Source organism: Halobacillus sp. H74, assembly GCF_052246715.1.
GTDB lineage: Bacteria > Bacillota > Bacilli > Bacillales > Halobacillaceae > Halobacillus > Halobacillus litoralis_A.
The window spans coordinates 198,615-221,949 of the sequence record NZ_JBQQCI010000003.1; the positions used below are offsets into that span (position 1 = coordinate 198,615).

General features: G+C 40.8%; 20 protein-coding genes. 17 read left to right on the top strand and 3 right to left on the bottom strand.

Annotated features, from left to right (window positions below):
- Positions 1 to 35: 35 nt before the first annotated feature.
- The 13 genes from cidR (at position 36) to ACTWPX_RS07485 (ending at position 14,559) form a co-directional block, all read left to right on the top strand.
- Positions 36 to 929: a cidABC operon transcriptional activator CidR gene (gene cidR, locus ACTWPX_RS07425; RefSeq protein WP_443119169.1), complete on the top strand. Its 894-nt coding sequence runs from the start codon at positions 36 to 38 to the stop codon at positions 927 to 929.
- Between the two features lie 201 nt (positions 930 to 1,130).
- Positions 1,131 to 1,664 (top strand): acyl-CoA thioesterase, encoded by a 534-nt coding sequence (locus ACTWPX_RS07430; RefSeq protein ID WP_443119170.1) that lies wholly within the window; start codon positions 1,131 to 1,133, stop codon positions 1,662 to 1,664.
- Positions 1,664 to 2,038 (top strand): hypothetical protein, encoded by a 375-nt coding sequence (locus tag ACTWPX_RS07435; RefSeq protein ID WP_443119171.1) that lies wholly within the window; start codon positions 1,664 to 1,666, stop codon positions 2,036 to 2,038. Before ACTWPX_RS07430 ends, ACTWPX_RS07435 begins: the two co-directional genes overlap by 1 nt.
- A gap of 377 nt (positions 2,039 to 2,415) precedes the next feature.
- Positions 2,416 to 3,045, top strand: a complete 630-nt coding sequence (locus tag ACTWPX_RS07440) for a 2OG-Fe(II) oxygenase (protein ID WP_443119510.1) — start codon at positions 2,416 to 2,418, stop codon at positions 3,043 to 3,045.
- A 345-nt stretch (positions 3,046 to 3,390) separates the two neighbouring features.
- A complete protein-coding gene (locus ACTWPX_RS07445; protein WP_443119172.1) occupies positions 3,391 to 5,538 on the top strand; it encodes a DNA topoisomerase 3 in 2,148 nt (715 codons plus the stop codon).
- Positions 5,539 to 5,838: 300 nt separating this feature from the next.
- The gene (locus ACTWPX_RS07450; RefSeq protein WP_443119511.1) at positions 5,839 to 6,798 is read left to right on the top strand and encodes an ATP-dependent 6-phosphofructokinase; all 960 of its coding nucleotides are present in this window, start codon (positions 5,839 to 5,841) and stop codon (positions 6,796 to 6,798) included.
- Between the two features lie 239 nt (positions 6,799 to 7,037).
- Positions 7,038 to 8,219 carry an alanyl-tRNA editing protein gene (locus ACTWPX_RS07455; RefSeq protein ID WP_443119173.1) on the top strand — a complete coding sequence of 394 codons (1,182 nt, stop codon included), beginning with the start codon at positions 7,038 to 7,040 and terminating at the stop codon, positions 8,217 to 8,219.
- Positions 8,220 to 8,471: 252 nt separating this feature from the next.
- A complete protein-coding gene (locus ACTWPX_RS07460; protein WP_443119174.1) occupies positions 8,472 to 8,990 on the top strand; it encodes a DUF1456 family protein in 519 nt (172 codons plus the stop codon).
- A 153-nt stretch (positions 8,991 to 9,143) separates the two neighbouring features.
- Positions 9,144 to 9,632 (top strand): PH domain-containing protein, encoded by a 489-nt coding sequence (locus tag ACTWPX_RS07465; protein ID WP_443119175.1) that lies wholly within the window; start codon positions 9,144 to 9,146, stop codon positions 9,630 to 9,632.
- 2 nt (positions 9,633 to 9,634) lie between these two features.
- Positions 9,635 to 11,221: a PH domain-containing protein gene (locus tag ACTWPX_RS07470; RefSeq protein WP_443119176.1), complete on the top strand. Its 1,587-nt coding sequence runs from the start codon at positions 9,635 to 9,637 to the stop codon at positions 11,219 to 11,221.
- A gap of 275 nt (positions 11,222 to 11,496) precedes the next feature.
- A complete protein-coding gene (locus ACTWPX_RS07475; RefSeq protein WP_443119177.1) occupies positions 11,497 to 13,413 on the top strand; it encodes an LTA synthase family protein in 1,917 nt (638 codons plus the stop codon).
- Positions 13,414 to 13,696: 283 nt separating this feature from the next.
- The gene (locus ACTWPX_RS07480; protein WP_443119178.1) at positions 13,697 to 14,092 is read left to right on the top strand and encodes a VOC family protein; all 396 of its coding nucleotides are present in this window, start codon (positions 13,697 to 13,699) and stop codon (positions 14,090 to 14,092) included.
- A gap of 314 nt (positions 14,093 to 14,406) precedes the next feature.
- A complete protein-coding gene (locus tag ACTWPX_RS07485) occupies positions 14,407 to 14,559 on the top strand; it encodes a hypothetical protein (protein ID WP_443119179.1) in 153 nt (50 codons plus the stop codon).
- Between the two features lie 170 nt (positions 14,560 to 14,729).
- Here the strand turns inward: ACTWPX_RS07485 and ACTWPX_RS07490 are convergent, their stop codons facing one another.
- Entirely contained in the window at positions 14,730 to 15,296 is a 567-nt protein-coding gene (locus tag ACTWPX_RS07490; RefSeq protein WP_443119180.1) for a TetR/AcrR family transcriptional regulator, read from the bottom strand.
- Between the two features lie 169 nt (positions 15,297 to 15,465).
- Here ACTWPX_RS07490 and ACTWPX_RS07495 point away from each other — a divergent pair, with 169 nt between their 5' ends.
- From ACTWPX_RS07495 to ACTWPX_RS07510, 4 genes are all read left to right on the top strand, one after another.
- Positions 15,466 to 17,511 (top strand): efflux RND transporter permease subunit, encoded by a 2,046-nt coding sequence (locus tag ACTWPX_RS07495; protein ID WP_443119181.1) that lies wholly within the window; start codon positions 15,466 to 15,468, stop codon positions 17,509 to 17,511.
- A gap of 2 nt (positions 17,512 to 17,513) precedes the next feature.
- Positions 17,514 to 19,334: a YhgE/Pip domain-containing protein gene (locus ACTWPX_RS07500; RefSeq protein ID WP_443119182.1), complete on the top strand. Its 1,821-nt coding sequence runs from the start codon at positions 17,514 to 17,516 to the stop codon at positions 19,332 to 19,334.
- A 256-nt stretch (positions 19,335 to 19,590) separates the two neighbouring features.
- Positions 19,591 to 20,733, top strand: a complete 1,143-nt coding sequence (locus tag ACTWPX_RS07505; protein ID WP_443119183.1) for a LysM peptidoglycan-binding domain-containing protein — start codon at positions 19,591 to 19,593, stop codon at positions 20,731 to 20,733.
- 368 nt (positions 20,734 to 21,101) lie between these two features.
- Positions 21,102 to 21,668, top strand: coding sequence for a CotY/CotZ family spore coat protein (locus ACTWPX_RS07510; protein ID WP_443119184.1), 567 nt, complete (start codon positions 21,102 to 21,104; stop codon positions 21,666 to 21,668).
- A gap of 55 nt (positions 21,669 to 21,723) precedes the next feature.
- On the opposite strand, the gene ACTWPX_RS07515 is transcribed toward ACTWPX_RS07510, so the two are convergent.
- Together ACTWPX_RS07515 and ACTWPX_RS07520 are read right to left on the bottom strand one after the other, a co-directional pair.
- Complete coding sequence (locus tag ACTWPX_RS07515; RefSeq protein ID WP_443119185.1) at positions 21,724 to 22,092, bottom strand: hypothetical protein; 369 nt, start codon at positions 22,090 to 22,092, stop codon at positions 21,724 to 21,726.
- Between the two features lie 12 nt (positions 22,093 to 22,104).
- Positions 22,105 to 23,295 (bottom strand): ParM/StbA family protein, encoded by a 1,191-nt coding sequence (locus ACTWPX_RS07520; RefSeq protein ID WP_443119186.1) that lies wholly within the window; start codon positions 23,293 to 23,295, stop codon positions 22,105 to 22,107.
- Between the last annotated feature and the right edge of the window lie 40 nt (positions 23,296 to 23,335).

The following is a 23,335-nucleotide window of genomic DNA, read 5'->3' on the forward strand; positions in this document are numbered from 1 at the left end:
GGATGGAAAAATTCTGAACAGAAATTGGTGAATGTATGGATATCAGACACCTGAAGTATTTTATAGAAGTGACAAGGTTCAACAGCTTTACTCGAGCAGCGGATCATTTATTTGTAACCCAGCCTACGATCAGCAAAATGATCAAAAATTTAGAAGGTGAGCTTGGAGTAGAATTGTTTGACAGATCTAGGAAAAAGCTTATTTTGACAGACGCCGGTCGTGCCATTTTAGAACAAGCCCAAACCATCGATCGGGCCTTCATTAACCTGCAGACAGAGATTGATAATCTGGTCGGCCTGCAGAAGGGGCATATCCGGATCGGACTTCCTCCCATCATGGATGCTGATCATTTTATCCGGATTTTAGGCGACTTCCATCAACTATATGGGGGTATCACATTTCAATTGATGGAGAATGGAACTAGGAAAATTGAAGAAGATATCATCGCAGATAACCTGGATGTTGGGATAGCTGTTTTGCCCACAGAGGGGGATGAATTCGATCACTTTTCTTTTATGAAAGAAGAATTGCGTGTAGTCGTTCCTTATACTCACAGGTTCGCCGATAGAAAGCAGATTCGATTGGAAGAACTGGAGGAAGAGCAGTTTATCCTTTTCAATAAGGATTTCGCATTGAATGACCGGATCAGGGAGTCATGCAAAGAGGCAGGCTTTCTTCCGCAGGTAGTCTCGGAAAGTTCCCAATGGGATTTTATCGGAAAAATGATAGCTTCCGAACTGGGTATCTCCATCTTACCCTATAGTGTCTCAAATCTGCTCAAAGAAGATGTGAGAGCTATAAAAGTAGTGAAACCGACAATCGAATGGGATCTTGCAATTATCTGGAGGAAAAACCATTATTTATCCTATGCTACAAGGGAATGGTTAAAGTTTACCCAGGAGCGGCTGACGGAAAGCACCTCGAACTAGGAGGTGCTTTTTTTAATCTGAGGAATTATTAAATGCCATTCTGTGGGTATCTATGCTTTTACCACATGGATGAAAGCATTTCCATAGATAATGTCTATGTTACAGATGATTAACATCCATTTCACTTATCGAAAACAGAGGCTTACACTTGGAATATCAAACGTTTGAGATTAACAACATCACAGAAAGGATTTTATTCTTATGGCGCAAACGAAACATCCAAAAGAAAGCCTGATTGTAAACACTGACCAAGTAATGATTAATGATTTGAACAACTACAATACCCTCTTCGGCGGGGTTTTGATGAAGAAGTTGGATAACAATGCAACCCTTTCAGCGAGACGCCATGCAAGGGTGAAAGAATGTGTCACAGCCTCCACGGATTCAATTGATTTTTTACATCCGATCCACCAGACCGATTCTGTATGTGTAGAATCCTTTGTTTCCTATACTGGCACCAAATCAATGGAAATTTTTTGTAAGGTCATTGCCGAAGATATGATCACTGGAGAACGACGAATGGCAGCAACTGCATTCCTCACCTTTGTAGCATTAGATGAAAGTAAAAAGCCGATTCAGGTTCCGGGAATCATTCCGGAAACAGAGGAAGAAAAGTTTCTCTATGAATCCGGAAAAGAACGTGCTGAAACACGAAGAGTACGGAGAGAACACAGTAAAAAATTGACGGAAATGATCGTCTTGGAAAAACCTTGGGAAAAGGGAGTGGAAGTGTAATGACGTCCATGATAGCCGGTTTGAATGAATTGTATGAAGCAAAAGAAGACCTGGAAACTTTGAAGCATAATTATCCTGAGCTATGCGAACATCTGGTCCATGTAGTCAGTCTTACGAGGCAGTTACAGTTGAAATACGGTTATATGGGCTCGTTATTGATGGACGATGAACTGCCGGAATATGAACCGAAGTTTGTCAGAGGATCAATTCTCAACCTTTACCAAGAGGAAGTCCAGGGTCTGAAAAACCACTCTGAAATAGACAAACTAAAAGCGCTTATGAGAAAGCATGAAAAGGTCAGGGATTCAAAATTATTCCTACTGACGCTTGGAGCAAAGCCGGAGTTGCTGCAAGGCTCTACGATTATCAAATAATCCAGCATACTCTGCTACGGGGCTCTTTGTATGAAAGAGAATATGCTCAAACCTACCTTTGATTGTAGAAATTCTGCAAATATAAATGCTATCCTCCAAGGGCTTGAGTATGTTTGGATGGTTCCCCTGAATTGATTGATAAGAACCGATATCAATAGTCTGGTCCTGCTGTGATCATGTGTTATCACAGTGAGAGGACCAGGCTTTTTTTGAACCTGGGGGAGTAAATCCTTTAGTGAACAGTTGTGAATTTTATGAAAATTAAAGAGAATATAGTAAAAAGGTGGTAAAATGACTTATATATCACCTTATTGAGGTGATCCGGTTGTTTGGAAAGCGGTTTAGCAAATATAGAAGAGGCTGATGAAAAAGTGACAATGCAAGTGAAGGAAGCTTCAATTTTCGACCACCAGGGGAACAAGATTATCACTGAAGACCGTGAGATAGCGATTATTGCCAAAATGGAAGATCCTATGATTGCGGTGTTGGGAAACGTTATAAGTGATTCGGAATGTGAGGAACTTATCCGTGTTTCCAATGAACGGATGAACCGATCAAAGATTGGATCGAAGCATGAAGTGAGCGATATTCGGACGAGCAGCAGCACATTCCTGCCAGAGGATAATATCACTGCCAGAATTGAAAAGCGGATGGCGCAAATTATGAACGTACCTGTAGAACATGGTGAAGGAATTCACATCTTGAATTATAAACAAGGTCAAGAATACAAAGCCCATTATGATTATTTCCGATCAAAGGCCAAAGCGACGAAGAACCCAAGAATCAGTACGCTTGTTCTTTATTTGAATGATGTAGAAGAAGGAGGCCAAACCTACTTTCCGCACATGAATCTTTCTGTCTCCCCACAAAAAGGCATGGCTGTGTATTTTGAATATTTTTATTCAGACCCTGCTGTGAATGAACGCACACTTCACGGTGGCTCACCAGTCACAGTCGGTGAGAAATGGGCAGCGACGATGTGGGTGCGAAGGAAACAATACCGTTAAGGTGGAGTAGCGAAGGCTAGGGTTAAACGAACACTCTTTTAGTCAGATAGAGTAAGAGATTTGAAATCATATGAAACACCTTCTATTCCGTCATGCTGGTGATAGTGGAGGTGTTTTTCTTATGATAAAATTCCGATTTTAACATTGTCGTACTGATTTCAATTTTTAACTGTCCCTTTAAATAATCTATTCATACCTCGATTATGAGTCTTTCGGAAACATTTGATAAGGTGCCTCAGACCAAGTTTTTCACTTTATCAATCTCTTCTTATTACCCCTTTCATCTCTTGCTTTCCTTTTCATCCCATAGTAATCTTGAAGTTCATTGAAGGGAGTGGAGAGACCATGAATAGAATGGTCATCTTAGCGGAAAAACCCTCTCAGGCGAAAGCTTATGCAGAGGCCTTTACGATACAGGAAAAAACAAAAACTTACATACAATTAAAACCTGATGATACCTTTCCGAATGGAGCGACGATTACGTGGGGAGTCGGCCATCTGGTTGAATTAAAAGAACCTCACGACTATAAACCAGAGTGGAAGAGATGGAAGCTGGACCAGTTGCCGATCGTTCCGGACCGTTTCCTTGAGAAAGTATCCAAGGGGAAGTGGGAACAGTTTCAAGCGGTCAAAAAGCTGCTACAGCAAGCGGATGTGCTTGTGAATGCGGCGGATGTCGACAGGGAAGGTTCAAATATTTTTTATAGCATCCTTCGCTTAACTGGTGTAAAAGGGAAGCCGATCCAACGTTTGTGGATCAATTCGCTTGAGAAAGACGAAGTCCGTAAAGGATTTAAGAATTTACAAGATAACGACAAGGATTTGCGATTATTTGATGAGGCGAAGGCCCGTCAAATCAGTGATTGGATGGTAGGCATCAATGCCAGTCGCCTGTTTACTTTGCTCTTACAGAAGAAGGGTTTCTCAAGCCACTTGTCGATTGGACGTGTCCAATCTCCGACGGTTTATTTGATCTATCAAAGGCACAAGGAGATTGAGAACTTTGTTTCCGAACCTTACTATCAAATCGAAGGTACCTTTCAAGCTGAAACTGGCTCTTATAAAGGCATGGCTAAGATTAAGGAAAAGGATAAGGCGAAGGTCCAGGCACTTATGGACAAACATGGCCTCAAAGAGAAGGAAGACTTAACAGGGAATGTCCAAAATATAGACAAAAAGACAAAGTACCAGAAGTCACCGAAGCTGCATTCTTTATCCACCCTGCAGAGTGTAGCGAACAGACGTTGGAAATATACGCCTTCGCAAGTACTCAAGACGATGCAAAAGCTTTATGAGAAGCGTCTCGTTTCCTATCCGAGAACAGACTGTAATTTTATAACAGAAAATGAGTTTGCTTATTTAGTGAAGACCTTGAATTCCTATCAGGACACGTTAAACGTTTCTTTCACAGCGTCGTCCTTAAAACCGAAAAAAAGATATGTGGACAACAGCAAAGTTCAGGAACACTATGCGATTATACCGACAAAGTCTGTTCCTACCCAAAAGAAATTGAGTGGGCTAAGCCGTGAGGAACGCAATATTTATGATGAAGTTTTAGCAACGACACTGGCGATGTTCCACACAGACTATGTCTATGAAGAGACCACGATTTATACAAACGTACACGACCTGCCATTTAAAACTACGGGCAGAAGAGAAGTGAAAAGAGGATGGAAAGAGCTTTTTCCAAAACCTTCTCAATCAAAGCAAGAGAAAGAGCCTTTACTCCCAAATGTCAAAAATGGTGAACAAGTAGGTGCGAACCTTCATATTAAAGAAAGTATGACGCAGCCGCCTAAGCCATATACAGAAGGTCAGTTGATCAATATGATGAAAACATGCGGGAAGCTCGTGAATGATGAAGAAGATGTGGAAATTTTAAAAGAAGTCGAGGGGCTGGGAACAGAAGCCACCCGCTCAAGCATTATTGAAACGATCAAAGCTCAAAAATACATTGAAGTGAAAAGAAACAACGTCTATGTCACAGATAAAGGCATCATGCTTTGTGAAGCTATTGAAGGAACACTGTTATCAAGCCCCTCCATGACCGCGAAATGGGAGTCGTATTTAAAGAAAATCGGGAGTGGTGAAGGATCGAAACAAATGTTCATCAAACAGACAAGCCAGTTTATTGAAAAGTTAATGCAAGAAACCCCTGACGCTCTTCAACAGGTTCAAGTTCGAAGCACTGGAGGGAAAAAGAAGTGGAACGAACCGATCGCCAAATGTCCTGCCTGTTCGACTGGATCTATTGTAGATCGTTATAAATTCTATGCGTGTTCTGCTTACAAAGAAGGGTGTAAAGTGACCTTTCCAAAAAGATTAGCTGGAAAAACACTGACAAATAATATGATTAAAACGCTGTGTGAGAAGAAGCGGACGAAGGTGCTGAAAGGGTTCAAGGGAAAGAAACCGTTCAGTACTGCTTTGACACTGGACGAGGATTATAAGATTAAATTTGATTTTGGGAAGAAAGCCTTGGATAAGAGCTGACCGCTCTTCCATAAGCAGATTGAAATTTAATGAGTGACTGATCCTCAAACATGTTACTTATAATAGCATCGGGTAGGGATGAGGCACTTTTTTAATGGGCTGTAGTCAGTTTCAGCGTATGTCCTTCGTGGCCAGAAGTTAATCCTCACTGTGTCACAAGAAGTTAAAATGAGGATTAGGCTAAAGTTTGTCAGGGCTAAGCAAGATACATACGCTTTTGTGAAGTTGGGTCTCTTTTTGCTGCAAATGTAAAGGCTGGAATTTACATCTTGTTGACTAGAAGGAAAGCGAGTGATGATGTTGAATAGAATTGGTGTTTTGACAAGTGGAGAAGATGCTCCAGGAATGAATGCCGCAATACGTGCAATCGTAAGGTCCGGTCTATATGACGGAATAGAAATGGTTGGAATCAAGTATGGGTTTCAAGGAATTTTGAATGAAACAATGGAGAGAATGGACGCAGCATCCGTAGGCTCCATTATTCAACGAGGAGGAACGATCCTCCAGTCATACAAGAATCAAGAAATTGTTACTGACGCTGGCCAGCAGAAAGCAATTGCTCACTTGAAGAAACATGGAATAGACGGCCTCGTAGTTATCGGAGGCAGAGAAGCTTTGAAAGTTGCAGCCTCGTTAGCCGAAAGAGACTTTCCATGCATCGGGATACCAGCCGCGATAGAAAATGATATTCCGTATGTAGAAGAGGCTATCGGGTTTGATACGGCTCTAAATACGATCATTGAGTATGTGGATCGTATTCGTGATACAGCTTCTTCGCATGAAAAAACCTCGATTATTGAAGTTATGGGGAAAGAGAATGGGAACCTGGCTTTATGGTCTAGTCTTGCTGGTGGAGCAGAAAATATCATCATTCCTGAGAAGAAAGAGGACATAGAGAAAATTGTGGAGCAAATCAAAAGCGGAACTTCCAGAGACAAAAAGTACAGCATTATTATCGTAGCAGAAGGAACGGTGAGTGGTATCGATCTCAACGCTAAACTGAAAACAGAGACGGGGTTAGAATCACGTGTCACCGTTTTGGGGCATACCCAGCGTGGTGGTGCTCCTACCGCGAGAGATCGAGTTTTGGCTAGTCGTTTAGGTGCTCACGCAATTGAACTGTTGTTAAATAATGAATCAGGAAAATTAGTAAAGCTCGTAGATAACAAGTTGGTAAGTGATGATTTAGGTGAGGTTTTCTCGCCTAAGTCTCACCTCGATGAAAGTATGTATGACTTGTCCGGCAGATTGTCTATATAAATTGAAAGAGAGTCTGCAAGTTCTGGTTTTTTCGTTATCGGTGCTCCATAATGCAAAAGTTTTCAGTCTTGTGATTAGCTTGGTGAAAACAGTATAAATACAGTGAATGTCTGCCTCCGTCTACTCTATTTCTTTAGTGTGGCGGGTGCCAGGCATTTTTTGAAGAAACATGATGAAGAGTCTTTCCTGTAATCGAAACATGTTACGATACCTTTAGGGAAATAGAGGAGGAATGGATGATGACGAGAAAACTTTACTATGAAAACGTTTATAATATGCAATTCCAATCTAAAGTGATAAAAATAGATCAAGATGAGCGGGGCCATTATGTGGTGCTTGAAGAGACGGCGTTTTATCCGACTGGCGGCGGGCAGCCCCATGATAAAGGGACCTTGAATGGTATGGAAGTGATCGACGTCGAGGAAGTTGAAGGCGAAGTGCGTCATTATACAGATCGTTTACTATCAGAAGCAGGAAGTGTAGAAGGCATCATAGATCAAGGGCGACGGCTGGACCATATGCAGCAGCACTGTGGACAGCATATCATTTCAGCTGTTTTCCATGACAAGTTCGGAATTCCGACAACCAGCTTCCACTTAGGCACAGACTCAGTGACAATCGATTTGGATACGGAATTTCTGGACGCAGACCTGTTGGAGAAGGCGGAAGAAGAGGTCAACCGGATCATCCGTGACAACTACCCGGTTGAAACGAAATGGGTAGCTGTTGAGAAAGCATCAGAGTATCCGGTTCGTAAACCACTCGCTGTTGATGGAGACGTTCGTCTCGTCATCATTCCAGACATTGATTATAGCGGATGCGGAGGCACACACCCGAACTTCACTGGTGAAGTCATGGCCGCCAAATTTCTAGGGTGGACAAGAAACAAAAAGCAAGTACGGTTGGAGTTTGTTTGTGGTTACCGGGTCCTGCGAAAGCTTGGGCAGAAACATCAGGTACTAACTGAAATGAAGCGACTTGTGGCAAAACCGGAACAAAAGCTTGTGGAGGAAGTCGATGAACTGATCAAGATAAATAAGCAGAAAGATAAGAAAATCGCTGAACTTGAAGAACAACTCCTTGAATATGAGGCGCGTGATATCATTTCAGAGTCACAGGGGGATAAAGTGATTCAACGCGTTTTCAAAGACTATCCGATCAAAACCCTCCAATCTTTAGGTAAGGTCATCATCGAAGAAGCACCTGATGCTTACCTTATTTTCATCAGTGAACAGAATGATCAGCTGCAATTTGTACTAGCCCACGGCACGGATATCAATCGGAATATGAATGACGTTGCCAAACAAATCCTGCCCCTTATCGAGGGAAAAGGCGGAGGGAAACCGAACTTTGTCCAAGGAGGCGGCAAAAAATTCATAGACGGGCAGGATTTTGCTGAACGCGTCAAAAATGTTTTATAAATAACTATGCTGCTTATCCTATGTAAATGAAGTGAGTAAGGAATATAATGAATTTTTTGGTTTAAAGGAGAATAGGGAGCTAATCAAACGGATGTAGCCAATCGCTTATCAAAATGGATTGTTCTGCTGATAGAACAAATGCGGCCATAACAATTCAAAAGCTTTCGTTCCATCGTTGGTGATAAAGAACTCAGGGTTACTTTTTATAAGGTTGTTGGAGTGTTATGAGGCAATATTATTGGAGGTTTTTAAATGGATAATAACGATATATTAATAAGATTAAGGTATGCCCTTGATATAAAAGATCAAGATATGATTGAAATATTCAAACTTGGCGGTGTTGACCTTACGAAAGAAGAAGTCCAAAAGGTTCTCACAAAATCAGAGGACAGTTATGATGCTGAAGATGATGAAGTGTATGAAGATGAAGAGCATATCAAATGTACGAACAGCATGCTGGAGTCCTTTTTGAATGGCCTGATTACGTTTGAACGAGGACCTCAAAAAACGAAAGATGGAGAACCGGTGAAACCCGACCGGTCGATCAGGAACTACTCGAGCGTAAATAATGTCATGTTGAAAAAAGTGAAGATCGCTCTGAAATTAACGAGTGAGGATATCATCGATATTTTAAACGATGCAGGCGTTACAATCACCAAAGGAGAGGTGAGCGGCTTGTTAAGGAAAGAAGGACACAAGAATTACCGGCAGTTTGGTGATCAATACGCTAGAAACTTCTTAAAGGGATTGACGATAAAAAACAGAGGATAGATAAGGATGTAAAATATGTAATTTAAAAATGAGAGTCCCATTTCTCGACAGAGACCAGGGGCTCTCATTTTTTTTGAAACCGAAGATGTATAGCTTACGTAAAGAATAGTAATTGATTCACTAAATTGTTATTTTATGTAAGGAGTGAGTGAAGTGCATTCATTTATAGAAGCCCCAACGAAACAATTATCCAAAGACAGTGTGAAAGTCTGGTTGATTAGTGAAACGCTGTTGAACATACTTATGTTTATCATTCTTATAGGACTGTTTATCGCTGATGATTTTTTTGCATGGTACAAATGGATTGAATGGGTTTTGATTGGTTTGACCATTCTTTCTATTGTTGGAACGGTTTGGTCATTTTTTAAAGCCTTTTTGTTATACAATCATTGGCGTTATGACGTCAATGAAGAATTCCTGCAGTTGAAATCAGGAGCGCTTCATGAAGAACATCAACTGATTCCGATGACAAAAATTCAGTCTGTTTCTACTCACCAGGGTCCGCTTTTAAGAAAATACAAACTGTACACGATCAAAGTAAGTACCATCGGCTCTGTGCATGAGATCCCAGCCTTGCCAGAAGCCACTGCTCTGGAACTACGAAATCAAATCGCCACCTATGCTAAAGTTGAGGAGGTATAGCAATGAAGGAGAGTAAGCGGAACCACCCCTTGATGATGATTCAAGAATTCGGAAAGTTAATAAAAAACAGCTTGTTCTTTTTCATTTTTTTATTTGTAATCAAAGCAGGTTCCGAGGCTTGGTTCTTTGTTTATGGCCGCTACGTAGTTATAGGATTGTTTATAATGACATTGCTCTCGATTCCTATTAAATGGTTTGCGCGTACATATAAGTTAGAAGAGACCTCCATTCAAATGACCAGGAGTTTTTTTACCACAACAAAACAGACGATTCCTTATTCTAAAATTCAACATGTCAGAAGAAAAACAAACGTCTTCCATCGCTTATTCAGTGTGACATCTTTGACAGTAGAAACGAGCATCCAGGGAGAAGACAGCTCTATAAATTTTCCCGTTTTGGGAAATGAGGAAGCAGAAACAGTGGAAGCTAAAATTCAGATGAAAATAGACAAGGATGGTTCCTCGACTCCTGCCATTGCTGAAACACCGAAAGTATTGGAGGAAATGGAAGAAGAGAATTCGCGGACTGAGCAAGAGGTCTTGGAAAAAGAAGAAAATACGTTATCAGTTGAAAGGGTTGCTGAGGTGGAAGCGGAAGCTGAAGACTTTCCGGTTAAAACAGTCCATTTCACACCTGCAAAAAAGGAAATATTAAAGGCATCTCTTGCCTCGCTCAGTTTTCTAGCCGTAATACCGCTCGTCGGTTCTTTATTATCCAAGTCAGAGGAATTCCATATCGAGAAACAGGTGGATGGATTGGTATCCTTTATTCTTGAGTCGCCATGGGTGACGGCGGTCACACTCGTCTTTCTCATTTTAATCGCTGGAGGAATAGGGATTGTCCGGACATTTGTGAAATATGGAAAATATGAAATTGCATCTGATGATGGGCAAATCTATATCACCAAAGGAGTAGTGGAAGAAAACTACTTTTCTATTAAGAAAGAGAGAGTTCAAGCCGTATTAATTGAGCAAACACTTGTGAAGCGAATGATGGGGTTAGCATCTGTTCGTTTAGTATGTGCAGGAGGGAGTGGAGAGGATACTGAGGTGAGCTCACTTTTTCCTTTCCTGCCTATTCGGCGTGTAACTTCCTTGATTGGGGAATTGCTCCCTGAGTATCATTTGACAGAAAAGATGGAACGTTTACCAAAGAGGGCACTCTGGATTCGCATCCTGAAGCCGAGCTGGATATGGATCATTGCCACAATCATTCTTTATTTCGTGAAGCCTGAGCCTTTCAATATTGAATCGGCCTGGTGGCAGATTTCGCTTTTATTATCCTTGACAATCATGACTTCTCGTTTGATGGATTTTTCCCAATCTCGCTATCATATGAATGATCAATTCATGCAATTGAGATCAGGAGGCTTTACGACGAACCTATACCTTTCTAAACGGAATAAAATCATTGAAATGGAAGCTTCCCGAACGATATTTCAAAAAATGCTGGGGTTAGCTTCGGTGAACACGGTAAATCGCGCCAATCCTGTAAGACACACAACTATGGATGATGTTCCTTCAGAGTGGGTGACTGGGGCTCATCAGTGGTACATGTCCAGGAATAAGGAAATCAATATCAGTAAATGAAGCAGAATGAGTTAGCATTCTTTTGAGGAATATATTTATAAAAAAACCTTCCAATAATTTTTAACTTCCGTGTAATTTCTATGTAATATTATTAAATTAATATAACACGTAGGTGACTTTAGCCTATTTTCATATTAATTGTGTTATTATTAATCTTGTTACGAAAGTTGCGGGCATTTTCTCGCAGAATTATTGAAAGAATTTAGTTTATAAGATTTAAATTTTTATAAAATGATGAAATTATACTTGTAGGTTAATATAATGGAGGTTTTACTATGTTTTCTAAGTTTAAAACGAAAATGAAAGAACCCGCTTTTAAAAAGAAATTTATGATCTATGCTGCTGTAATGGCAATCTTCTGGCTGAAGATGTCCTTTATTCAAGGTGGGATTTTTACTCTTAATATAGAAAATGCCAATGAAGCGGCTATTTTAGCTTTTAACCCATTAAGCAGTATTTTTCTCTTATTCGGGGTAGGTATTCTACTAGCTGGACGCAGAGGACTACTGGGCATGTATATTATTGGTTCGCTGCTATTGTATGTAAACGTTCTGTTCTATCGGGAATACCATGATTTTCTTACCATTCCAATGTTAGGACAGGCTGCCAACCTGGCAGGAATGGGCAGCAGTATCACCGACATTTTATCAGGAACGGATATTTTCTTGTTTATTGATGTCTTCATTGCTGCGTTTCTATTATTCTATTTAAAACCGATGCGTTTCAAAAGTTTTATTCCTAAGCGGAAAGAAGGCTTAATTTTAGCTGTTATTGCTGTGCCCTTGTTCTTAGTGAACTTAGGCTGGGCGCAAACGGAACGCACGGAGTTATTAGAGCGGGCTTTTGATCGTAATTTGCTCGTTAAATATATCGGTGTGCTTAACTTCCACGCTTATGACATCGTCCTGCAGGGCCAGACAGAGGCCAAGAAAACTTTCGCGGACAGCAATGAACTTGTTCCGGCATTGAATTATTTGAATGAAAAGAAGACAGAACCAAACAGTGATATGACCGGCGTCGCTGAAGGGAAAAACGTGATCGTTTTATCCCTTGAGAGTACGCAGACCTTTGTTGTTGATAATAAGGTGAATGGCAAAGAGCTCACCCCTTATTTCAATGACCTGAAAGAAGAAGGAGCTTATTTCAGCAACTTCTATCACCAGGTCAAACAGGGGCGTACATCTGACTCTGAGTTTATGTTAGACAACTCTCTTTACGGATTGAACCGCGGGGCAGCCTTCTTCACTCATTCCGGAAATGAATATGAAGCAACCCCGGAAGTATTAGGTGAAAAAGGATATACGTCTTCAACAATGCATGCCAATGATGAAACATTCTGGAACCGTAATGTGATGTATGAGTCACTAGGGTATGATGAGTACTACTCTAAGAAAGATTATAATGTAACAGAAGAGAAGTCTTTTGGTTGGGGCTATTTGGACGAATATTTCTTCAGTGACTCTTTAGATAAGATGAAAGAAATGGATCAGCCGTTCTATAACAAGATGATTACACTGACGAACCACCATCCATTCACCCTTCCTGAAGATAAGAAATTCATTGAAGAAGGGAATACTTCCAGTGAAACCTTGAACCGTTACTTCCAAACGATTCGTTATCAAGATGAAGCATTAAAACAATTCGTCGAGGAATTCAAGAAGTCCGATTTGTATGATGATACGATTCTGGTTATTTATGGCGACCATTTCGGCATTTCTGAAAACCACCAACAAGCCATGGGAGAATATCTGGATAAGGATATTAATGCTTATGAACAATTCCAGCTCCAGCGTGTCCCTCTTCTTATGATTGGGGAAGGTATTGAACCACAAGAACATGATACGGTTGGCGGACAGATTGATTTACGGCCGACCATCATGAACCTTCTTGGTGTGAAAGATGAAAATCCAGTTCAATTCGGACAGGATTTATTCAGTAAAGACCGTCGTGAGATGATGATTACACGTGACGGTGGCTTCGCCAATGAAGAATATGTTGGTGTGAATGAAAGCTGTTTCGATAGAAAATCAGGTGAAGAAGTAGAAGCAGATGCTTGTGCTCCTGGATTTAAACAAGCAGAAGAGGAACTTGCGTTATCTGATTCGATTGTTTATGGAGATTTGCTTCGTTACCTTGATGAAACCGAAATGATTGAGGAAAAAGAAAAAGAGTCTTCCAAGCAAAATGAATAAAGTATCAGATAAAAGCTTGTAGAGAAACCCTGTGTTTTTCTGCAAGCTTTTTTTCAATGAAATTATATACTGCGCCTGGCCTCTGTCTTAAAGCATTCCGTCTCGTGAAGGAAAACCGCTTCACTGTACGGATGTTCTTAAGCTTGTCGAGGCTGATCAAGGTGCTTGCGCCTTTGCATGATCAAAACGGTCGGCTGACATAGTCTGAAAGTAAGAAGGAGAATAAACTCAGGAGATCGAATATGTATTCGAGAATCAATATTTTATTTAACAGGAGGACATTATGGGGAGAATCGTTCATTTTGAAATTCATGTAGACGATATGGAACGGGCGGAGAAATTTTATGGTGATGTATTTGGATGGACTTTTGAAGATTGGAGCGAATATGCGGGCATGCCTTATTTGGGAGCTGTGACCGGCGATGAAAAGGAGCCGGGAATTAACGGAGCTTTGATGAAAAGGCAAAGTGCTCCTCCAGAATTAAATCAAGCTTTGAATGCCTATGCATGCACACTGGGAGTGGAGGATTACGATGCTGTAGAGGCGAAAATCCTGGAAAATGGGGGTAAGGTCGCAATGCCTAAGTACGCTCTGCCTGGAATGGCCTGGCAGGGATACTATATAGATACAGAAGGTAACATTTTTGGCCTCCATCAACCAGATGAAAATGCAAAATAGCATATTTATAGTGATGTAATCTAAAGAACCCTTATGAGGAGGGTTCTTTTGTTTTTATTAACTTAGAGTGTTTGCCTAACTAAAATGAGGCTGGGACAAAAGGATTTTTCCGCTAGAAAACCCGAACGAATTTGGAGGCTACTGAAGAACTGCAACTTTCTGAGTTATGCATCAAAGAAAAAAGCCGTGTAGGATGATTTTATCGTTCAACTCGGCTTTTTTCAATGGACAAGAAAAGAGAGTGATCTTCTTTTTTAAATCGAAGAAAATCACTCTTTTAAGATGGACCACGTTGATTTCACGATGAGCGTTCGGTGGTGACGCCTGCGGGAACAGCGCGAGCCGAAGATCCACTTGGTCAAGTGATCTTCTTGACCAAGTTAGCTGAGGCCGTGCCCGCGGCAAGCATCCACCGACAAGCGATTCGTGTGAATCAACAACAAACTTTAACAGCTCCTCTGGATTGAAAAGGGTTTTTCAGTGGCCTCCGAATTTGTTCGGGTTTTCTTTATGATGCAATAAATACATACGCCGCTCAGGCTCCATATGATCCATTCCACCCTATTGTTCGTCTTTTCCTGTGGCAGTTAGTGTTTTGTCCCAGCCCCATTAGTTGCTTCAAGGAGGTAGGCAGCCTTTATCCTAAATGGGAAAAACCATAATTAATGAAGTGATTGATCATCACAGCCATCTCGGCAGGCGACTGATCCATATCATTATCGATCCAATCCTTGATGACATGGATGGCTCCACTGATTACAAAAGTACTTAAATACTCTGATTCTTTCTTGTTTAAGTGTTGATTCTTCATCCCGTTGTCCATCATGAATCGCCGGGTCAATTCCATCATGCGTTTTTCGAAGGTAGGGACAGAGTCCTTGTTCAACAAGGTTTGGAACATAAGCTGATTTTTTGTTACATACTCTAAGATTTTCTCAGTCATCTGTATGGATTCTTCTTCCCGTTCATAGCTATAGCTATGCAGATATCGATCCATATCCTCTGTGATTTCTTTTTCGATTTTACTGAGTAAGTCGTAATGATCAGAGTAATGGGTGTAAAAGGTCGAACGGTTAATGTCTGCGATTTCGCATACTTCTTTGACAGTGATTTCCGAAATCGGTTTTTTGGATAGTAAGGTAATCAGGCTTTCCTGCAGTACTTTGCGGGTGTATTTTTTTCTTCGATCCAATTTAGCGGTCATCGATGAAACTCCCTTTTGTTAAATTTATGTGACAATCCAACATTTTCAATAAGATGTGTTGGGAAACTAACGTAAATTAAGAAACTGTTTGTTGAATATCCAACACTGTGTCAATAAAATAATAGAGTGTATGCAAGGGATTTGCAAGAGAGGATGACGCGTTATTAATATGATCGATCGAATCATAAAGCATAAAAAAAGTATCGTTATTATATTTGCGGTTATTACTTTATTCAGTATAGTTGCACAGTTTGCCGTTTCGGTCAATTACAACATGGCGGATTATCTGCCGGAAGATTCTCCATCGATGAACGCGATGGACTTGATGAAAGAAGAGTTTGACGAACCAGTGGAGAATGCACGAGTAATGATCAAAGATGTCTCGATAACTGAGGCGCTGACCTATAAAGAAGAACTGGAAGCTATCGAAGGGGTAGGCGGGGTTACATGGCTGGATGATGTGGTGGATTTGAAAGTTCCTCTCGAAGTAGGCAGCAAGGATACCATAGAGACTTATTATCAAAATGATTCTGCTCTATTCTCTTTGAACATTGAAGAAGGATATGAAGTGGAGGCGACCGATCAAATTTATGAACTGATCGGAGAAGAGAATGCGATTGCAGGTGAAGCAGTCAACACGGCTACTTCCCAAAAAATGGCTGGCAGCGAGTCGATTTATGCAGGAGCTTTACTCGTTCCGATTATTATTTTGATTTTGGTTTTATCGACGAATTCCTGGATGGAACCGGTCTTCTTTTTGACAGCGATTGGTGTTTCTGTCCTTATCAATCTAGGGACCAACATCTTTATTGGTGAAATTTCTTTCGTGACCCAGTCCGTGGCTCCGATTCTGCAGCTTGCGGTGTCATTGGACTATGCGATTTTCCTGCTTCATAGTTTTTCGGATTATCGGAAGAGAGTGTCAGAGCCCAGGGAAGCTATGAAGCTTGCGATGAAACGATCCTTTCCAGCAATCGTTGCCAGTGCTTCCACCACATTTTTCGGCTTTACTGCACTGACCTTTATGGATTTCGGAATCGGAGCTGACTTAGGGCTCAATCTGCTAAAAGGAATTCTGCTGAGTTTCATCAGTGTGATGGTCTTTTTACCTGCTTTGACATTGATGTTCTATCACTGGATCGATCGTACTCAGCATCGGTCGTTCGTTCCGGACTTTAACAAAATCGGTAAGCGTGTTATGAAGTTCAGAATTCCAAGTTTGATCCTTGTATTATTGATTATCGTCCCGGCATTTTTAGCTCAAAGCCAGACCTCATTCATATACGGAACCGGAGAACATCCGGAGAACACACGTGCTGGCCAAGATGTGACGGCCATTCAGGAAGAGTTTGGAAAAAACATGCCTATGGTGCTGCTTGTACCAGAAGGAGACAGGGCCAAAGAGGAAGAAATGGTTCACGATTTAGAAAACCTTCCTCATGTTTCAAGTGTGCTTTCTTACGTGAACATGGTCAGTTCGGCGATCCCGCCGGATTATTTGGAGGAATCTATGACAGAATCTTTTTATTCTGATGACTTTGCACGGATCACACTTTATACGGAAACGGATGCAGAAGGGGAAAAAGCCTTTTCCTTGATCGAACAGGTCCATGAAACTGCGGATTCCTATTATGATGATACACATCTATTAGGGGAGAGCGTAACTTTGTACGATATGAAAAACATCGTCCAGGATGACAACAAATTAGTCAATTGGTTGACGATCATTACCGTGACCCTCGTACTTTTGATTACGTTCCGTTCAATCACTATTCCGCTTGTACTGTTATTGACAATACAGGCATCCGTTTGGGTCAACTTAGCCTTCCCATATTTTATGGATACGCCGCTCGTGTATGTCGGCTACCTGCTCATCAGCACAATTCAACTGGCTGCGACTGTCGACTATGCCATCTTATTCACGGAAAATTACAAACATCTACGCCAAGAAATGCCAGCGTTACAGGCTATCAGGAAAACGATCGATGATAAGATTTTTGCAATATTCGTATCAGCGTCCATCTTATCTAGTGTCGGATTCATCCTATGGATCACATCATCCAACCCGATTGTGTCATCGATAGGCTTACTGCTTGGCCGGGGCGCGTTACTGGCATTCCTCATGGTCGTATTCGTCCTGCCGGCTTTATTAGTAGTATTGGACTGGGTAATTGAAAAGACAACATTTAAAGCGAACTTTTTTAAGGGGAAATGATAATGAGATTTAAACGAATAACCGCGATGTTCATGGCGTTTCTTCTTGTCTTAGGGACAGTGCCCGTTTCAGCAGAGGAAGATGGAACCTCATCTGATGAAAAGACTGAAGAGGAGAAAGGTTCCTACTCTGAGAAGCATGAAGTGGTTTATGCCACACTGGATCCTGCCGGGGAGCAGCAAGAGATGTATGTCGTCAATAATTTCAATATTGAAGATCAGGGGACGATCATCGATCATGGACCATATAACAGTGTCCAAAATCTGACGGACCTGACAGCGGTTGAACAAAAAGATGAAAGAATCGAAGTAACTGCAAAGGATGAGGAGTTCTATTATCAGGGTACTTTGGAAGGCAAGCCACTTCCTTGGGATATCAATGTTTCTTACCAATTGGATGGGAAAACGATGCATCCTGAAGAACTGGTTGGAAAAGACGGGCATCTTCAAATTAAAATCGATACAGCTAAAAATGAAAATGCTGAGGAAATCTTTTTCAATAATTATTTAATGCAGATTACCCTTCAGCTGGATTCCGCGATATATGAAAATATAGATGCACCAGAGGGAACTGTAGCCAATTCTGGTAAGAACAGGCAAGTGACCTTTACTGTTATGCCTGAAAAAGAAGGTAGTTTTACACTTTCTGCAGATGTGACTGATTTGGAAATGGAAGGCATTGAGTTTGCAGCCATTCCTTCCTCTATGTCCATTGATGCTCCTGAAGCCGGTGGCATGAAGAACGATATGAAATCCTTATCTGATGCCACAGCTGAAATCAACCGTGGTGTTGGGGAGCTACAGAATGGCATCGCTGAATTGAATGACGGGGCCGCAAGTCTCTATGAGGGTTCAGAACAATATAAAAGCGGCATTCAAGGACTAAGCAATCAGTCTTCGGAACTTGTCGAAGGCTCTGCTTCCATCAAAAAATCACTTCAACAAATGAGTGGTTCTGTGGAATCTGGGTCTGGTGAAATGAATCTCAGCGATTTTGCAAAGATGGAAGGTGGGCTCCGTCAAATTGCTGAGGGTCTTGAGGAAACGGGAGAAAGCCTCACGAATTTAAAAAATCAGTACAGCAAAGCTCATCAGGCTTTGAGTAAGTCGATCGATGCAATCCCTGATTATCAAATTTCAGAGGAAGACATCAAGGCTTTGCATGAGAGCGGGGCAGATAAAGAAGTCGTGGATAGGCTTGCGCAAACCTATAAAACTTCACGTACAGCAAAAGAAACGTATGCGAACACCCATGAATCATTCAATGCCATAGGACCTGCCTTAGATAAAAGTGCTGGCTCACTGAATGAAATGAGTGGTGCTCTTCATACAATGGCAGATCAAGTAGGGAATAGTCTTGATAACATGGACCTGGATGAATCGATGGAGCAATTGCAGCAAGGGTTACAGGCGTTGTCTTCCAACTATAATGATTTCCACGAAGGGCTGACCGGTTATACCAATGGTGTTGATGAGGTGGCTGATTCCTATGGAGGTCTTCATAGAGGGGTTGCAGGGTTGACTGATGGGACGACTGAATTGAAAAATGGTGCGGCTGAGCTTCATAATGGAACTTCAGAGCTGGCTTCCTCTACAAGCGATTTGCCAGGTCAAATGGAAACAGAAATCGATCAGATGGTAGAGGAATATGATAAGTCTGATTTTGAACCTGTTTCATTTGTCTCCTCAAAAAATGAAAAGGTAGGATCTGTGCAATTTGTCATTAAAACAGAAAGCCTAAAAAAAGTTGAAGAAGAACAAGAGGGACAAGAGGAAGAAGAGGAAAAAAACTTTTGGGATCGTTTTTTGGATTTGTTCAGGTAAGATGAAAATCATCTCTCAATATTAAGAGAGATGATTTTTTGTGAATTTTTTCCAAACTATGGTGGTGAAAAATAATACTGAGGGGAGAGGGAGGTGTGCATTCAATAGAGAGGATGGAGTATATTTCCTGTAGTGTTTTGTAGGAAAAAGAAGAAAAGTGGAGTATAATAGAATTATAGAACACTTCTTACCACCTCTTATCTTGAATACATATGTCAACTTTATGTTGGCATAACAACTGAAAGAGGTGAGTGATATGAAGGTCAAATTTTTATCAATGCTTATGGTTGTTTTCCTATTTCTATTTACTTTCCTGGCTTATACCTCTCCTGCCTATGCTGAATCCTCAACTTTTGTCACAAAAGGAAACACCTCGAGTAAAGTCGTTGCTCTCACTTTTGATGATGGAGCCGATGGGACAAACATTTCAAAGATTCTCTCAACCCTTGACCAATATGATGTGCGATCAACGTTTTTCTTAACAGGTTCTGGGACTGCCCACCACCCGGATGACATCAGAAAGATTACCGATGCAGGGCATGAAATCGGTAACCACTCTTATTCTCACCCTGACTTTACCACACTGACACCTTCACAAATGAAAGCAGAATTAACCAAAACGGAATCGAAGATATTAAAAGTTACAGGAAAATCCACTAAGCCATTATTCAGAGCCCCCTTTGGATCTGTGAACCAAAATGTGCTGAATGCTGTTGGCAGCGCTGGTTTTACACACACCATTCATTGGAATATCGATACTCTGGATTGGAAAGGTCTGGCAAAAAATGAAGTGACAGATCGTGTTCTGAGCAATATTGTTCCAGGGTCCATTGTTTTAATGCACACCGGAGCAGGAGCGGCTGGAACTCCGTATGCCTTACCTGACATCATTCAAGAACTTGAGGCTTTAGGATATAGTTTCGTAACCGTTTCTGAACTGTTATTCAACACGCATACTGTAATAACGGGAGACACACTTTACAGTATTTCTAAAAAATATGGAGTAAGTCTCGACCAATTAGCCAAAGCCAACGGAATTGTTAATCCAGCTTTAATACGAGTCGGTCAAGTCCTTGTCATCCCTCAAGAGAAGCAAGCGACCACTTATACTGTGAAAGCTGGAGATACGCTTTATCGTATTGCCCTTAAGTATGGCATGGGTGTTCAACAATTGGCTTCTCTTAATGACATTTCAAACCCGAGTTTGATCCAGGTGGGGCAAGTATTAAAAATCACCTCCAATTCCTCGTCCTATGGTACGTATACTGTCAAATCAGGAGACACACTTTACAGGATAGCTTTGAATCACGGAACAAATTATAAGAAGCTGGCGGAAGTCAATAACATTTCTCCTCCTTACTTGATCAAGGGAGGCGACGTCTTGAATCTGCCAAAATAAGTTCAGGTTGGACCTTATTTGATAGAGGGGCAGGATGTAAGAATCCTGTCCTTCTTTTGTTTTCTTAAACCTGTTGAAAATTTTTCAATTATTGTATATCCAATATTTGCCGCATTAAACCAAAAAATTGAGAGCAAATGATTAAGCAATTGAAGTGAGGTCAAAGTCCATTCAAAGCTAATAAGTAGAATCATAGAATAGGAGCTATTTATTTTAAAACAATAGATTGGAACTGCACTTGAATATTATTTTTTTGCGGGAACTGTTCCATTCACTACTTTATTCTTCCTAGTTAGGCAACCTTATCAAACAAAACTTATTTTCTTACGTATACTATTTTAAGCAATCATGAAGGAGTGAAAATAAGTATGTGCGTAAAAAATTACGACAATGACTACCATTCCGATGGTGGAAAAGGTCGTAAAGATAAATGTTGTGATAAGAAAAATGATAAGGGTAGGATGAAACACTATAAGAATTGTGTGGAAGATGTGTTGGAAGCTATTCTATTTGCTCAAAAGAAAGCAACGAGGGATGATTGTACAACAGGTTGCAAGCAATCAATCGATGAGTTGCTGGGTAAAAAGAAAGTGAAGAAGAACACGATTCCTTTCATCTTATATTGTGGGTGTAAACCTTTTGAGGGTACAGGAGTTACCACTTATTCCTGTCATTCAAAAAGAGAGAAGCTGAAGTGTGTCAACACACATGTGTTTAAAATCAAAGCGTTGGAAAAAGAATGTGCGGTTCTTGAATTGCTGGCATTTAAATCCGATTTAAGAGGTCATAAGCATTGCCAGCCGAAACATGGAAATTCTGTATGTAAACAAATCGATGATAAACACCTTGATGACTTAGTGAATACAGGCATTTGTATCACAGTTGATTTATCCTGCTTCTGTGCGGTTACCTGCTTACCTGCTGTGAGTTTGTAAGATGGAATTTAGAAGGTATGCCTAGCGTTAGGCATACCTTCTATACATAAAGAAATTATCCTCCGAATGCCTCTAAAACATCCTCGATTTCCTTGATATTCAACTTTCGTGACGGAGTAACGTTTTTTTGTGATTGGAGGTGAACTTCCGTACTATTCCTGTATCCTTGATTCAATATCTTTTTTATTTCCTGCAATTCAGCTAACACATCATGTGAGTTTCCTTTTTTTTCTGTATTTTTGTGAAAGTAATCATTCAGTGCTGAAAACACAAGGTGCTGAAGTGTGTTGTTATTAGAATGATATTCCATTTCCTCGATGATTTGAGGAGATACGGGATGGGTATCCCCTGTTTTCACATCAATGAAATTGTCAGGAATAGTGATCACAGTTTTGCGGAAATAATCCATGTATATTCTTGACATTTATTTCACCCTTTAGCTTTTTGTAACAGCGTAATCATCGGTATATTCCTGATTTTTACTGAGGACGTGCATTTTAGCAAGAATCATTAAACCTTTGACATTCAGTTTTGCCATATCCTCTGGGAACATCAAATCAATTGGGCGCCCTCTATCACTCCACTTGACGGCTGCTTCTTTAATTTGCTTTTCAGCTATTTCTGCTGCCCCGCCTACAGCGATGTATCGAGCTGCTCCTTTGATTTCAATGGAACTGCTTCTGACACGATCAAAATGCTCCAAATATTTGATAGCCATAAGCCGCAATTGAGGCGTGATATACTTACTGATATCTTTCCTCACCCCAGCAAAAGGTTCTACATACCATTCTGATTGTCCGGCGGCTAATTTTTCCTCAAGTTCTGAACGAGAATTAAAACTGTATAATTCATTTTTACTGACTTTTTGTATGATATTATCAAGGAATTGATTGATACCGAATGGTTCTCCTTCAACAGAAGCGACAGGTTTATTATTTTTTATACCGACAAAGTCCACCGAGTCTCCGCCCAAATCGCCAATGATAATTCCTCTTGCTGAGTCTTTGGCAAGTGAATCATCCGTTATCATCAGCGAGCCTGGATCACGCGTGAGTGCTAAATAAGCAAGCGCTCCTTCTGCACCGACAATAACATCATTGATGTGGAGTTTGACCATTACTTCTTTCGGTTCTTTGACGCCGGGAACCTTGTGAAAGATGATGGTATGATCACCAAGCAACTGTTTTTTGAAGTACTCTTTCCTTTCCTTATATTGAGTAGTAGGAAGGGAGACAGCTAAATGATCTATTGTATAATCCACATTTCCATCAGAAGGGTTGTTTAGTAAGGCATGATAGGCAGCTGATGCGAAGAGGAGGATATAAGTACGTTCCTCGTCTGTTTTTTGATTATTGAAAGAGGTTAAACTAACATTTCTTTGCTTCATCGCGGATTTTCCGATATAGAAAATCTCGCGTCTATCAACGACAGATGGACTTTTTATTTCTACGATAATATTCTCCTCGAATTCCATATCTTCTTCGTCGTAAGGTTTCTCATGAAATTCTTCATCAAACAGGGCGATTGCATTGGGAACTTGATAATCCTTGACCTCACCATCATCTGATGCTAGTACTTTATACCAGCTGTTTCCAATGTCCACTGAAAAAATATGATCTTGTTTCATTTTCTACCTCCTCGAACCCATCCTATGCAAACGGGAACTG